This window comes from Agrobacterium sp. El2ro-1b (assembly GCF_048298475.1).
Lineage (GTDB): Bacteria > Pseudomonadota > Alphaproteobacteria > Rhizobiales > Rhizobiaceae > Agrobacterium > Agrobacterium fabrum.
This window is the reverse complement of sequence record NZ_CP103458.1, coordinates 2,433,565-2,447,450: the sequence shown is the minus strand read 5'-3', so window position 1 is coordinate 2,447,450 and position 13,886 is coordinate 2,433,565. Positions and strand designations below refer to the sequence as shown.

Annotated in this window: 16 protein-coding genes; 8 read left to right on the top strand and 8 right to left on the bottom strand. The window is 60.1% G+C overall.

Features of this window, described 5'->3' with window-relative positions:
• Positions 1-205: 205 nt before the first annotated feature.
• Positions 206-952, top strand: coding sequence for a sulfite exporter TauE/SafE family protein (locus tag NYR50_RS12075; protein WP_006310879.1), 747 nt, complete (start codon positions 206-208; stop codon positions 950-952).
• Here the strand turns inward: NYR50_RS12075 and trmD are convergent.
• The 5 genes from trmD to ffh form a co-directional block, all read right to left on the bottom strand.
• A complete protein-coding gene (trmD, locus tag NYR50_RS12070; RefSeq protein ID WP_174009440.1) occupies positions 934-1,632 on the bottom strand; it encodes a tRNA (guanosine(37)-N1)-methyltransferase TrmD in 699 nt (232 codons plus the stop codon). The genes NYR50_RS12075 and trmD overlap by 19 nt on opposite strands.
• A gap of 4 nt (positions 1,633-1,636) precedes the next feature.
• Positions 1,637-2,203: a ribosome maturation factor RimM gene (gene rimM / locus NYR50_RS12065; protein WP_418136098.1), complete on the bottom strand. Its 567-nt coding sequence runs from the start codon at positions 2,201-2,203 to the stop codon at positions 1,637-1,639.
• A 120-nt stretch (positions 2,204-2,323) separates the two neighbouring features.
• Positions 2,324-2,701 (bottom strand): 30S ribosomal protein S16, encoded by a 378-nt coding sequence (gene rpsP, locus NYR50_RS12060; protein WP_418136097.1) that lies wholly within the window; start codon positions 2,699-2,701, stop codon positions 2,324-2,326.
• Positions 2,702-2,734: 33 nt separating this feature from the next.
• Positions 2,735-3,052: a chorismate mutase gene (locus NYR50_RS12055; protein WP_006310875.1), complete on the bottom strand. Its 318-nt coding sequence runs from the start codon at positions 3,050-3,052 to the stop codon at positions 2,735-2,737.
• Between the two features lie 11 nt (positions 3,053-3,063).
• Positions 3,064-4,635, bottom strand: a complete 1,572-nt coding sequence (gene ffh, locus NYR50_RS12050) for a signal recognition particle protein (RefSeq protein ID WP_080811586.1) — start codon at positions 4,633-4,635, stop codon at positions 3,064-3,066.
• A gap of 326 nt (positions 4,636-4,961) precedes the next feature.
• On the opposite strand from ffh, the gene NYR50_RS12045 reads away from it, so the two are divergent.
• The 7 genes from NYR50_RS12045 to NYR50_RS12015 all read left to right on the top strand — a co-directional run bounded on the left by NYR50_RS12045 (position 4,962) and on the right by NYR50_RS12015 (position 12,331).
• Positions 4,962-6,032 carry an MBL fold metallo-hydrolase gene (locus NYR50_RS12045; RefSeq protein ID WP_418136096.1) on the top strand — a complete coding sequence of 357 codons (1,071 nt, stop codon included), beginning with the start codon at positions 4,962-4,964 and terminating at the stop codon, positions 6,030-6,032.
• A 121-nt stretch (positions 6,033-6,153) separates the two neighbouring features.
• The gene (gene dapF / locus NYR50_RS12040; RefSeq protein ID WP_418136095.1) at positions 6,154-7,053 is read left to right on the top strand and encodes a diaminopimelate epimerase; all 900 of its coding nucleotides are present in this window, start codon (positions 6,154-6,156) and stop codon (positions 7,051-7,053) included.
• Positions 7,050-8,324 carry a tRNA (N(6)-L-threonylcarbamoyladenosine(37)-C(2))-methylthiotransferase MtaB gene (mtaB, locus tag NYR50_RS12035; RefSeq protein ID WP_418136094.1) on the top strand — a complete coding sequence of 425 codons (1,275 nt, stop codon included), beginning with the start codon at positions 7,050-7,052 and terminating at the stop codon, positions 8,322-8,324. The genes dapF and mtaB overlap by 4 nt, the downstream gene beginning before the upstream one ends.
• A gap of 32 nt (positions 8,325-8,356) precedes the next feature.
• Positions 8,357-9,784 carry a signal recognition particle-docking protein FtsY gene (gene ftsY / locus NYR50_RS12030; protein ID WP_418136093.1) on the top strand — a complete coding sequence of 476 codons (1,428 nt, stop codon included), beginning with the start codon at positions 8,357-8,359 and terminating at the stop codon, positions 9,782-9,784.
• 2 nt (positions 9,785-9,786) lie between these two features.
• The gene (locus NYR50_RS12025; RefSeq protein ID WP_418136092.1) at positions 9,787-10,437 is read left to right on the top strand and encodes a septation protein A; all 651 of its coding nucleotides are present in this window, start codon (positions 9,787-9,789) and stop codon (positions 10,435-10,437) included.
• On the top strand, positions 10,434-11,030 hold the full coding sequence (locus NYR50_RS12020) for a DUF2585 domain-containing protein (RefSeq protein ID WP_418136091.1): 597 nt from the start codon (positions 10,434-10,436) through the stop codon (positions 11,028-11,030). Before NYR50_RS12025 ends, NYR50_RS12020 begins: the two co-directional genes overlap by 4 nt.
• Positions 11,031-11,149: 119 nt before the next feature.
• Positions 11,150-12,331 (top strand): diguanylate cyclase, encoded by a 1,182-nt coding sequence (locus NYR50_RS12015; RefSeq protein WP_418136090.1) that lies wholly within the window; start codon positions 11,150-11,152, stop codon positions 12,329-12,331.
• Positions 12,332-12,350: 19 nt separating this feature from the next.
• Here NYR50_RS12015 and NYR50_RS12010 read toward each other — a convergent pair whose 3' ends face one another.
• From NYR50_RS12010 to NYR50_RS12000, 3 genes are read right to left on the bottom strand one after another with little or no spacing between them, the layout of a single operon-like run.
• Positions 12,351-12,950: a DsbE family thiol:disulfide interchange protein gene (locus NYR50_RS12010; RefSeq protein WP_418136089.1), complete on the bottom strand. Its 600-nt coding sequence runs from the start codon at positions 12,948-12,950 to the stop codon at positions 12,351-12,353.
• Positions 12,947-13,120, bottom strand: coding sequence for a heme exporter protein CcmD (ccmD, locus tag NYR50_RS12005; protein WP_006310865.1), 174 nt, complete (start codon positions 13,118-13,120; stop codon positions 12,947-12,949). Before ccmD ends, NYR50_RS12010 begins: the two co-directional genes overlap by 4 nt.
• 4 nt (positions 13,121-13,124) lie before the next feature.
• A complete protein-coding gene (locus NYR50_RS12000; RefSeq protein ID WP_269708549.1) occupies positions 13,125-13,886 on the bottom strand; it encodes a heme ABC transporter permease in 762 nt (253 codons plus the stop codon).

Below are 13,886 nucleotides of genomic sequence, written 5' to 3'. Positions count from 1 at the left end.
TTCAGACCATGCCTTGCGGCAGGAGCGGGTTCGCCATTCTTTGCTTGCGGTTAAAGGGGTAAACCCCAATTCCAAGCGCGCACATATACTAGCATGCGCCATTTGTCATCCCTTTCATGACAATATTTTATCGATTACCCGCTGTGCTCCGGCTGTTGCGAAGCGGCTTGCTGCCGGATATGGCATGAGAACCTTGGGAGGGGCCATGTCAGTTTTCATCGTTCTCATGTTGTTTGCGACCGGTTTTTTGTCTGGTGTCGTTAATGCGATCGCCGGTGGCGGCACGTTCCTGACCTTCGGGGCAATGACGCTGGCCGGTCTGCCGCCCATCGTCGCCAATGCCACCTCGGCGATCGTGCAGTTTCCGGGCTACATCACCTCGGTGATCGCCTATGGGCCGGAAATCCGCGCCCATTGGCGCGAAGCGGTCTCGCTGTCTGTCGTTTCCGTCGTGGGCGGGCTTGCGGGGTCGCTTCTGCTGCTGTCGCTCGACAATCCTGCCTTCCGCCAGCTCGTGCCATGGTTGCTGCTGGCCGCCACGGCGGTTTTTGCTGCGGGCCCGTGGCTCAGGCCGAAGGCGAGTGCGGAGCGCTCTCCCGGCAATCTGCCGAGCCTCGTCTTTCAGGGGCTCGCTTCGATCTATGGCGGTTTTTTCGGGGCGGGCATGGGCATCATGATGCTTGCCATCCTCGGGATAACCTCCGGCGGCAGCTATCATCATCTCAATGCGCTGAAGAACCTGCTATCGGTGGTGATTGCCGTCATCGCCATTACGATCTTCGTCAGCGGCGGCGTCGTGTCCTGGTGGGCGGCGCTCATCATGTTTCCGGCGGCAGCACTTGGCGGCTATGTGGGCGTGCACACGGCAAGACGGGTGCCGCAATGGATCATCCGCTGGCTTGTCATTGCAGTCGGGCTAGTACTGACGGCCTATTATTTCGTCTCGGCCTGAGTTTTTTCCAGCAGATCCGGCCGTCTTTCCTTTGTCAGCACCAGCGCCTGCTCGTGCCGCCACTTGTCGATAGCGGCGTGATTGCCTGACGTAAGGATGGCGGGAATATCGCGGCCTTCCCAGAGTTGCGGGCGGGTATAATGCGGATGTTCCAGCAACCCACCCTCGAAGCTTTCATGCACGCCCGAGAGATCGTTGCCCATGACGCCCGGCAGGATGCGGACGACAGCATCCAGCAGCGTCAGCGCCGCCGGTTCGCCGCCGGAGAGGATGTAGTCGCCTATCGATACTTCCTCGAGCCCGCGCGCCTCGATGACGCGCTGGTCAACCCCCTCGAAGCGGCCGCAGACGATGATCGCGCCGCCGCCGGCCGCCAGCTCGCGCACGCGGTTCTGGGACAGCGGTTTGCCGCGCGGGCTCATCAGCAGCCGTGGCCGGGTGTCGCCATTCGAAACATGATCAATGGCCGCGGCCAATACATCGGGTTTCAGCACCATGCCGGCGCCGCCGCCTGCCGGCGTATCATCGACGCTTCTGTGCCTGTCGGTGGCAAATTCGCGGATTTGTACGGGCTCCAGCGACCATTGCCCGCGCTCCAGCGCCTTGCCGGCCAGCGAATATTGGAGATGCCCTGGAAACATTTCCGGGTAGAGCGTCAGAACGGTCGCCTTGAAGGTCATGGATTTATTTCTTACCGAACGGCGGCATGCCGTTTTGGTCCTTGTCGTCAGGATTGTCGATCAGGCCGGCGGCCATCGGGTCGATGAGAATGCGCCCGGCTTCCAGATCGATCTCGAGCACGGCTGCCTCGGAAAAGGGAATGAGGGCTGGCCGGCGGCCGGCGCCTTTCAGTTCCAGCAGATCACCCGCGCCGAAATCGTAGACGGCGCTGACGGCGCCGTAGCTTTTTCCTTCGGAATCAACGGCTTCCAACCCTTCGAGATCGGCATAATAAAACTCGTCATCGTCCAGTTCGTCATCCGGCAGATTGTCGCGTTCAATGAAGAGTTCCAGCCCGTTCAGGCTTTCGGCCGCATTGCGGTCGTTGATACCACGGAAACGGACGACGACGACATTCTTGCCCTCTCGAACCTCCAGAATTTCAAAGACGCGGCCATCGGCGGTGACCAGATTGCCGTAATCGCCCAGCGCCATCGGGTCGGCCGTATAGGTGCTGACGCGGACTTCGCCGCGCAGGCCCTGCGCGCCGCCGATTTTTGCCATGAGTATCGGGTTTTCCAGCTTTGCCATCGGGCCGTCCGTCTTCTGGTGTTGGTTGCGTCAGCTTTAAGGTTTGTTGACGCCAAAATAAACAAAAAACGGGTGGCATGGAAAACCATGCCACCCGTTCTTCAAAAGTTTCCGTGCAGATTATTCTGCAGCGGAGGCTTCCGCAGCAGCAGCGGCTGCATCTTCAGCCTTCTGCTTCTTTTCAGCAACGCGTTCCAGAGCGCGCTTGCCCGGCAGTGCCTTTTCCGGGTTGTTGCGGGCGGCGCGCTCGGTGATGCCGGCTTCTGCGAGGAAGCGCAGAACGCGGTCGGTCGGCTGTGCGCCCTTTGCGATCCATTCCTTGATGAGGTCAGCCTTCAGCTCAACGCGCAGCGGGTTGTCCTTGGCAAGCATCGGGTTCCAGGAACCGACCTTCTCGAGGAAACGGCCGTCGCGGGGCGAACGGGCGTCAGCAACGACGATCTGGTAATACGGGCGCTTCTTGGAACCACCGCGTGCGAGACGAATTTTCAGTGCCATGTGATTTACTCCTTAAGATGGCTTGTCCGCCGGTCAGGCGGTCTTTTCATGACCGCCATGTTCGGCGGCTATTGCTTCATGATGCCGGATGACTTCCTTGATGACGAAGTTTAAAAACTTCTCGGCGAAATCCGGGTCCAGATTGGCGTCCTTCGCAAGACGGCGAAGGCGTTCGATCTGGTATTCCTCGCGCGCCGGGTCGGCCGGCGGCAAACTGTATGTTGCCTTCAACACGCCCACCGCCTTGGTGCAGCGGAAGCGTTCGGCAAGAATGTGAACCAGTGCGGCATCGATATTGTCGATTGACTGGCGGTATTCGGAAAGCTGGGCTTTCACCTCTGTATTATTCATTGGCGTCGCCCTCACTTCTTTTTCGGGAAACCGGGCAGGCCCGGCATGCCACCAAGACCCGGCAGCTTTGCCCCACCGAGACCGGGCAGTCCGCCAGGCAGACCACCCATACCAGGCATTGCACCCGGCTTGCCGAGACCGGCGGCTTCAGCCTGTTTCTGGAGCGCCTCAAGCTGCTTCGGATCGATGTTCGACAGATCAGGCATGCCGCCGCCCATCATGCCACCAAGACCCATCTTGCCGGCAAGGCCGCCCATCATCTGTTTCATGATGCCGCCTTTGCCCTTGCCGCCCATGGCCTTCATCATGTCGGCCATGCCGCGATGCATCTTCAAGAGCTTGTTGATTTCGGCGGCATCGGTGCCGGAGCCGGCGGCGATGCGCTTCTTGCGGCTGTGCTTCAGAATATCCGGATTGGCGCGCTCGGCCTTGGTCATGGAAGAGATGATGGCGATCTGGCGGTCGAACATCTTGTCGTTCATACCGGCCGAAGCCATCTTGTCCTTCATGCCGGCCATGCCGGGCATCAGCCCCATGATGCCGCCCATGCCGCCCATCTTCTTCATCTGACCAAGCTGGTCGGCCAGATCGTTGAGGTCGAACTTGCCCTTGGCCATCTTCTCGGCCATGGAGCGGGCTTTTTCCGCATCGATGTTTTCGGCGGCCTTTTCGACCAGCGAGACGATGTCGCCCATGCCGAGAATACGGTCGGCGATACGGCGCGGATGGAACTCATCGAGTTCGTTCATGCGCTCGCCGATACCGATCAGCTTGATCGGCTTGCCGGTGACGGCGCGCATGGAGAGGGCCGCACCACCGCGTCCGTCGCCATCCATACGGGTGAGCACGAGACCGGTAATGCCGACACGCTCATCGAAATTGCGCGCCAGATTGACGGCGTCCTGACCGGTCAGCGAATCCGCGACCAGCAGGATTTCATGCGGGTTGGATTTCTTCTTGATGTCGGCCATTTCCAGCATCAAGGGTTCGTCGATGTGGGTGCGGCCGGCGGTATCGAGAATGACGACGTCGTGGCCGCCGAGTTTCGCAGCCTGCACGGCGCGCGCGGCGATATCTGTCGGCGACTGGCCGGCGATGACCGGCAGCGTGTCGACGCCGGTCTGGACACCGAGCTGGCGCAGCTGTTCCTGCGCGGCCGGACGACGCGTGTCGAGAGATGCCATCAGCACCTTCTTCTTGTCGCGGTCGGTCAGGCGCTTGGCGATTTTGCCGGTCGTGGTGGTTTTACCCGAGCCCTGCAGACCCACCATCATAATGACGACGGGGGCGGCCGCGTGCAGGTCGATCGAGACGCCTTCGGTGCCGAGCATTTCGACAAGCTCGTCATGCACGATCTTGACGACCATCTGGCCGGGCTTGATGGATTTCAGAACCGCTGCGCCAACAGCCTTTTCACGCACCCTGTCGGTGAAGGAACGCACGACTTCCAGCGCCACGTCCGCTTCCAGAAGCGCACGGCGAACCTCGCGCAGGGCGGCGGCAACATCGGCTTCCGTCAGCGCGCCACGGCCGGTCAGTCCATTCAGAATGGAACCAAGGCGGTCCTGGAGGTTTTCAAACATCGTTTCTTCCTTCTTCGTTCCGGGGTTTCCGAAACGTCGGTGCTTTCGCTGGCAAAAACAAGACGCAAAGCCAAAAAGCACCCGAGGGCGCATCGCGCTGTCGGGTGTTGACCTCCGGGATCTCTTTATACCTTTTCGGGTCCCGGTCGGCGGCTTGGAGTCGTGAAACTGCCAGCTGATGGGCGGGATAAACAGGAAAGTGCGGGAAAAGTCAAGGCGGCGCCGGTTTTCGGCCGACAACGTCCGCAAGTCATCTTTGCGTGATCGGCTGCAAGCCGCTATTGGCAGCGCTTGAACGGTGCCATTGCGCTTCCTATACCTTTGTCATGAAACGTCGAAACTTTTTTCGTTTTTCCGCACTTGGCCTGCTCGCTCTGGCGGGCGGTGGCCTTTATGCACGCCGTTCGAGCGCCAGCGCCTATTACAGCGGCCCGATCTCCGATCACTTCGACGGAGTGCGCTTTTTCAATCCCGGCGGGACACCGCCCGGCAACTTCATGGGCCTTTTGAAATGGCGCTTTAATGGCGAGCGCGCCACATGGCCGGAAACCTATCCCAGCCCTTTTCCCTTCGCGAAACCGGAGACCCGGATCGAAGGCAGGGATATGCGTGTCACCTTCGTCGGCCATGCCTCCTTTCTCATACAGACGGCGGGGCTGAATATTCTTGTTGATCCGGTGTGGTCGCAGCGCACCAGCCCGTTCAGCTTTGCCGGCCCCAAGCGGGTTAATCCGCCCGGCATCCGTTTCGAAGACCTGCCGCCCATCGATCTGGTGCTGGTGACGCATAATCACTACGACCATCTGGATATGGAAACGCTGAAGCGCCTGCATGTGGCGCACAAGCCGCTTTTCATCACGCCGCTCGGCAATGACGCCGTCATCCGTACGGGCGTCGAGGCGGCGCGCATCAAGGTGGGGGACTGGGGCGATGTGGTGGAGACGGGTTCGGTGAAAATTCACTTCGAACCATGCCATCATTGGTCGGCGCGCGGTTTGAACGATCGGCGCATGGCTCTCTGGGCTGCCTTCGTCATCGAAACGCCCGGCGGCAAGATCTACCATATTGGCGATACCGGCTTCCACGAGGGTCTCAATTACGCTGCTGCTCGCAAGAAGCATGGTGAGTTCCGCCTCGCCAACCTGCCTTTCGGCGCCTACGAACCGCGCTGGTTCATGAAGGGCCAGCACCAGAACCCGGCGGAAGCCGTGGAGGGTATGAAGCTTTGCGATGCGGCGCATGTCTGCGGCCACCATTGGGGTACGGTGCAGCTCACCGATGAGGCGGTGGATGCGCCGCTTGCGGCTCTCAAGGCAGCACTGACGGAGCAGGGGGTGGAGGAGAGCCGTTTTCGGCCGATGCGCCCGGGTGAGGTTTTCGACGTGCCTTCCGCCTGACGGCCGCCCCGTTTGCGCTGCTACAGTCTGGTAATTTGTCGGCCTTTCCGCCATATAGGGCGAAAGCGCGGGGAAATCCCGCATGCAAACCAGTTTCAGGCAGTTTTTTAGGTTTAAGGCAATGGCGGACACGGTCGAATTTGCGAAGATGAACGGGCTTGGCAACAAGATCCTCGTTATCGATATGCGCGGCCGCAAGGATATGGTCACGCCAGCGGCTGCCATCGCCCTCAATTCCAATCCCGCCACGCAGTTCGACCAGATCATGGCGATCCACGATCCGCGTGTCAGCGGCACGGATGCTTTCATCGATATTCTCAATTGTGATGGCACCAAGGCACAGGCTTGCGGCAACGGCACGCGCTGCGTGGTGCAGGCGCTGTCTTCCGAAACCGGCAAGACCAGCTTCACCTTCCAGACCGTCGCCGGCATTCTGAACGCCGTCGAGCATGAAGACGGCATGATATCGGTTGATATGGGCCTGCCGCGTTTCCGCTGGAGCGACATTCCGCTGTCTGAAGAATTCCACGATACGAGCCGCATCGAATTGCAGATCGGGCCGATAGACGCGCCGATCCTGCATTCGCCTGCGGTCATGTCCATGGGCAACCCGCATGCGATTTTCTGGGTGGATCGCGATCCGATGACGTTTGATCTCGAACGTTTCGGGCCGCTTCTCGAAAATCATCCGATGTTTCCGGAAAAGGCCAATATCACGCTGGCGCAGGTGATTTCCGACAGCGCGCTTCGCACCCGCACCTGGGAGCGCGGCGCGGGGTTGACGCTTGCCTGCGGTTCCGCCGCCTGTGCGTCGGCTGTTTCCGCTGCCCGTACCGGCCGCACCGGTCGAAAGGTCACCATCGATGTTGCCTCCAGCCCCATCCGCGTGCCGCTGACCATCGACTGGCGTGAGGATAACCACGTCGTCATGACCGGCCCTGCCGAATGGGAATGGTCGGGTTCCGTCGATCCCGTCACCGGCGTCTGGGCGCGGGATGCGGTCGAGCGGGGGGCTGTATGAGTGGCGTCGAGGTCATAACCTTCGGCTGCCGTCTCAACACCTATGAATCGGAAGTGATGCGGGCGGAGGCCGAAAAGGCGGGGCTCAACAATGCCGTGCTGGTCAATACCTGCGCCGTGACGGGCGAAGCGGTGCGGCAGGCGCGCCAGGCCATCCGCCGCGCCCGGCGGGATAATCCGCATGCACGCATCATCGTCACCGGCTGCGCCGCCCAGACAGAAAAGCAGACCTTCGCCGACATGCCGGAAGTGGATGCGGTGCTGGGCAACGAGGAAAAGCTGAAAAGCGCCTCCTATCGCGCGCTGCCAGATTTCGGCGTTTCAGCGGAAGAAAAGCTGCGCGTCAACGACATCATGAGCATCAAGGCGACCGCGCCGCAGATGGTGAAGCACATTGACGGGCATGTGCGCGCCTTCATTCAGGTGCAGAATGGCTGCGATCATCGCTGCACCTTCTGCATCATTCCCTATGGGCGCGGAAATTCGCGCTCCGTGCCGATGGGTGCGGTGGTGGATCAGGCCCGCAGGCTGACGGAAAGCGGCTATTGCGAAATCGTGCTGACCGGTGTGGATGCCACGAGTTATGGGGCCGATCTGCCGGGCGAACCGTCGCTCGGTTACCTCGCCAAGACATTGCTGAAGCAGGTGCCTGATATTCTTCGTCTCCGGCTTTCCTCGATCGATAGTATTGAGGCAGATCATCATCTGATGGATCTGATTGCTGATGAGCCGCGTTTCATGCCGCATCTGCACCTGTCCCTTCAGCATGGCGACGATATGATCCTGAAACGCATGAAACGCCGTCATTTGCGGGCCGATGCCGTTCGCTTCTGCAACGAGGTGCGATCGCTGAGGCCCGATATCGCCTTTGGTGCGGATATGATCGCCGGTTTCCCGACCGAAACGGAAGAGATGCTCGAAAACGCCGCGACGCTGGCGGAAGAATGCGGCATTTCCAGCCTGCATGTCTTCCCCTACAGCCCGCGTGCCGGCACGCCAGCGGCGCGCATGCCGCAGCTGGACCGGGCGCTGGTGAAGGAGCGGGCGGCACGGCTTCGGGCGCGCGGCGAGGCGCTGAGGCAGGTGCATCTGCAAAACATGGTTGGTTCGGTGCAGACGGTCCTCGTCGAAAACAACGGTTTTGCCCATACCGACAATTTCACGCTGGTGGCAGCGCCTGATCTTGCCCCGCGCACTCTTGCGCAGGTTGCGATTACCGGCCACAACGGCAAACATCTGAACATGAAGCTTCTGGCGGCGGATGCGGCCTGAGGCGACCAAAGAGAAAAGACACGGGAACAACCATGGCCCTCGGCTTCATCAAAAAAGTCTTTTCGTTCGGCAAGGACAAGGCCGAAACGGAAGAGCGGCCGCGAGAGGAGGCTGCGCTTGAGCGTGGCAATGAAAATGCCTCCTTCGAAGCCGCGCTGAGCGACGCTGAAGCGCATGACCCTGTCGACAAAGACCCGGTTTCCGAACTGGAAATGGAGACGGCCGGCGGGCCGGCCGCCGACGAGGCCATCGATGTTGCCCCGGCTGAAGACGATGAGGAAGAGGATGCGCCGCTTCTTCCAGGTGCCGAGCTTTCCGGCGATATGGGTTTGGTGCCCTTATCCCTGCTGCAGGCGGAAGCCGCTGCCGAGGAGCTTTTGCCGGAATCCCTGGCTGCGGGGCTCGATGCGGATGCGATGGATGCATTGCTCGATGAGGCGGAAGCCGCGAACGCGGTCGAATCGTCTGCCATTGCCCCGGTCTTGCCCAAGGGCTTTTCATCGGCAAGCGAGCGGGAGGAACCTGTTCCTGCCGCACCTCAGGTAAAATTGACGTGGTTCCAGCGCCTGCGGGCCGGTCTTGCCCGCACCTCGTCGCAGCTGACCACGCAGATTTCTGCACTCTTTACCAAACGCAAGCTGGATGAGGATACGCTCGACGAACTGGAAGATCTTCTCATCCAGTCGGATCTCGGCGTCGAGACCGCCATGCGCATCACCGGCGCCCTGTCTTCGGAACGCTACGGCAAGGATGTGAGCGGCGAAGATGTGGCGCGCATCATGGCGGGCGAGATCACCAAGGTCCTGAAGCCCGTCGCCAAGCCGCTGGAGCTTGATCTTTCGCACAAGCCGCATGTCATTCTCGTGGTCGGTGTAAACGGTACCGGCAAGACGACGACCATCGGCAAGCTTGCTGCCAAACTTTCCGGCTCGGGCTTGAAGGTGATGCTCGCGGCTGGCGATACGTTCCGCGCGGCGGCGATCGAGCAGCTGAAGATCTGGGCCGACCGGACCGGCTCGCAATTCATCGGCACCAAGCTCGGAGCAGATGCCTCCGGTCTTGCTTACGACGCTTACGAGCAGGCCCGCGCGCAGAAAAGCGACGTGCTCATCATCGATACGGCTGGCCGTTTGCAGAACAAGACCGAATTGATGGCGGAACTGGAAAAGATCGTGCGCGTGCTCGGCAAGCTCGATCCGGATGCTCCGCATACCGTGCTGCAGACGCTGGATGCGACGACGGGACAGAACGCCTTGAACCAGGTGGAAATATTCCGCAATGTTGCGGGCGTTTCGGGCCTGATTATGACAAAATTGGATGGCACGGCGCGGGGCGGTATCCTCGTCGCCATCGCTGCCAAACATAAGCTGCCGGTTTATTTCATCGGTGTGGGTGAAGGTGTTGACGATCTGGAGCCCTTCGAGGCGGAAGATTTCGCCAAGGCCATTGCGGGAGTTTGAGTATGGATATCGAAAGCAATTCCAAGGAAAGCGAAAAGATGGTGGCGGAAATCAGCCCGCTGTTGAAATTCGTGCTCGAGCTTGGTCCGCTCATGGTGTTCTTTTTCGCCAATTCCCGGGGCGAATGGCTCGCTTCCACCTTTCCGGTGCTGACGGAATTCGGTGGTCCGATCTTCATCGCTACTGGCCTTTTCATGATCGCGACGGCCACCGCCTTGACCGTGTCCTGGATTTTGACGCGCAAGCTGCCGATCATGCCGCTGATATCTGGCATCGTGGTGTTTGTGTTCGGCGCGCTGACGCTTTGGCTGCAGAATGATACCTTCATCAAGATGAAGCCGACCATCGTCAACACGCTGTTCGGTGTCATTCTGCTGGGCGGCCTGTTCTTTGGCCAGTCGCTGCTGGGTTACGTCTTCAATTCGGCCTTCAAGCTGACGGACGAGGGCTGGCGCAAGCTGACGCTGCGCTGGGGCGTGTTTTTCCTCTCTCTCGCGGTGCTGAACGAGGTGGTGTGGCGCATGTTCACCACCGATACCTGGGTGGCCTTCAAGGTGTGGGGCACGATGCCGATCACCATCATCTTCACCATGGCGCAGATGCCGCTCGTCATGCGCCATTCTGTCGAACCTCTCGGCAAGGACGAAAAATGACAGTTGCGGAAATGTCGGCTTCCCGTTCGCGTTCGCTTAGATGGTTCGGTGTGGCTGCCGGGCTGCTTCTGCTGCAGATCGTCATTCTCTATGCCATGGGCCGTATTCCCATCTGCGAATGCGGTTATGTGAAGCTGTTCGAGCCGGGCGTGAACACGCCGGGCAATTCCCAGCATCTGGCCGACTGGTATACGCCCTCGCATATCATTCACGGATTCCTGTTTTACTGGTTCGCGTGGCTGCTGTTCCGCAACAAACCGTTTTCCATGCGGCTTTCTTTCGCGGTTCTGATCGAGGCGGCGTGGGAACTTCTCGAAAATTCGCCTATTATCATCGATCGTTACCGCACGGCGACCATGGCGCTGGGTTATACCGGCGACAGCATCCTGAATTCGGCGATGGACACGGTTTTCATGGCGCTGGGTTTCCTCTGTGCCGCGCGCGTGCCGGTGTGGCTGACGGTCGTGATCGCCATTTTCTTCGAAATCTTCACCGGCTGGCTGATCCGCGATAATCTGACGCTGAACGTGGTAATGCTGGTCTGGCCCGTCGACGCGGTCAAGGAATGGCAGAACGCGCTCCCGCAAATGTAAACTGGTCCATCGGAATTCCAGCCGGAAAGCCGCAAAAGCATCTTTTTATATGCAGGTTTTCTTAATGGCGTTCCGCTAACGTCGGGGTACAAAGCTCGTCTCTTTCCCGGCAGACCCCGTTGCAAGATAATTTCGCCTATCTTCTCCCCTTCATCATGCTGACATTCGGCGTGGTGTTCCTGTTCCTGCAAAGGATCGGCCACGCTTCGGCGCGCTATTGGGGTATCGGATATCTTGCGGCGGCTTTTGGCTTCGCCACGCCTCTGGTGCTTGGCGGCCTGCCTTTCGAAGTCCAGGCGATCCTTTCGAACCTGTTGTTCTTCTCCGCCTTCTTCCTTTATGGCCACGCGCTGCTCACCCATTTTGAGCGGCCGCTTTATACCAAGGCGCGGCTGTCGATCGTGGCAGTGGCAGTATTGCTGGTCTCGTTCCATGTTTTCGTCACGCCGGATCTGAAACGCGAACTCGTCATCGGCGATCTCGTCTGCGCTCTGCTGCTCGCCTTTCCGGTATGGCTCGTGCGCAAACGGCCCGTCGCGCTCGCTGACAGGCTGATGGTGGCCATCGCTTCGCTCGTGGTGCTGGAAACGCTGGTGCGCATCGGCATGTTGCTGGTGATGACGCCGGGCGGCTCGATGATCGAGCTCAGCGAATTCTTCGAATCGGACTATGCTTTTTACATGCAGCTCGCCGCCAGCATCTTCGGCTTCCTGCTGGCGCTGTCTGTGCTCGCAAGCCAGATTTCCGTCACCGTCAACCGTCACTTGCATGCGGCGGAACATGATCCGCTGACGGATGTGTTGAATCGCCGTGGTTTCGACCGGCGCGTTCCCGATTTTCGCAACGATACGCCAGAAGGCGCGATTATCGCCTGCGACATAGACCACTTCAAGCGCATTAACGATGTCTACGGTCATGCGGCTGGCGATATCGTGCTCATCGGCCTTTCCGATCTCCTCAGGCGAAACGCGCCCGAGGATGCGCTGGTGGCGCGTTTCGGTGGTGAAGAATTCGTGGTCTTCCTGCCCGGACAAACGGCTGCTGTGGCCGGTCAGCTTGCCAATGGCATGCGTACGGGTCTTTCGTCTCTCGACTGGCGCAACCGCGGCGTTACCAGCCAGATCAGCGCAAGTTTCGGCGTCTCGGCTGTTGCGAGGGGAGACCATTCCGTTCACGATGCCATCAAGCGGGCCGATGACAGTCTTTATGCCGCAAAGCGCGGCGGTCGCGATCAGGTCGTGCTGGAAGGCATACGTTTGCCTGCGGAAGGGCCTGCGCTCAGGGTCATTGCCAAGGCGTGACGCCCTTCTGGCGCGGCGGCTATTTTCCTGTCGCCGCCGCGATGGCCGGCAGCAGGTCTCGCTCTATGCTGCGGGCGTCGAAGGGACCGACCTTTTTATAAAGGATCGTGCCATCGGCACCGACCAGATAACTTTCGGGAATGCCATAAACACCCCAGTCAATTGCCGCCTTGCCGTTGGGGTCGATACCTATCGCAGCAAATGGGTTGCCGAGTTCGCCGAGGAAGCGCAGCGCATTGTCCGATTTGTCCTTGTAATTGATGCCGACGACGGTGATGCGGCTATCCTTTGATAATTCCTGAAGCAGCGGGTGCTCCTGCCGGCAGGGAATGCACCAGGAAGCGAAGACATTGACCAGCGTCAGCTTGCCCTTGATAACGGCGTCGGTGAGCGCCGGCAGGTTGGAGCCCTCCAGCGGCGGCAGCGACAGGGCGGGGGCCTTGGTGCCGATGAGTGCGGAGGGAATGGCGCTGATATCCAGCCCGTTCACGTCCTGATCGTAGAGCATCTTGCCGGCAATGAGGGCAAAACCACCAAACAGCAGAAGCGGCAGCAGCGCCAGCGCATAACGGGCGCGGCCCGTTGTTTTGGCCTTGGTGTCGTGGTCGGCCTGCGTCATTGCGCATCACCTGCGGAAGCGGCTCTCGCCCGACGGCGAACGCCGGATGCTTCGAGTTGCTTCAGCTCCCGTTTGCGCGCCTGGCCATCAACGACGACCCAGGCGATGAGACAGAGAACGACAAGGCCGGTCGCCGCATAGGACATGCCGATATAAAAGGCGTGTGTCATCACCTCAGCCCTCCCGGTTGGCCATGCGCGCGGCAAGCCGCCGCTGCGCGGCCACGCGCCTGCGCCAGATTTCATTGCGCATGGCGGCGATGTGCAAGGTGAAGAACAGCAGCGTGAAACCGATCGCCATGGTCAGAAGCGGCCACAGAAACTCTGCATCGATGGCGGAACCGCCCATGCGGATGACGCTTGCCGGCTGGTGCAGCGTATTCCACCACTCGACCGAAAACTTGATGATCGGAATATTCACGAAACCGACGAGGATCAGCACGGCGCTGACGCGGGCGGCTCTCGACGGGTCATCCATGGCGCGGTTCAGCGCTATCAGCCCGAGATACATCAGGAAAAGCACAAAAACGGAGGTGAGCCGCGCATCCCAAACCCACCAGGTTCCCCACATGGGTTTGCCCCAGAGCGAGCCGGTGATGAGCGCAATCAGCGTGAAGGCAGCACCAATGGGGGCGGCGGCCTTGTGGCTGACATCCGCCAGCGGATGACGCCAGACGAGCGTGCCGATGGCAGAGACCGCCATGACCGAATAACACATCATCGCCAGCCAGGCGGAGGGCACATGCACATACATGATACGCACGGTGTAACCCTGCTGGTAGTCACCGTCAGTGGTGAAGGACAGATAAAGACCAGCGGCCAGCACCAGCGCCGTTAGCCCAGCGAGCCAGGGCAGAATGCGCGCCGCCAGTGCTAGAAACCGGGTGGGGTTGGCGAGATCGCTGAATTTGGTGATGGTGAAGGTCTGCTCGTTCAT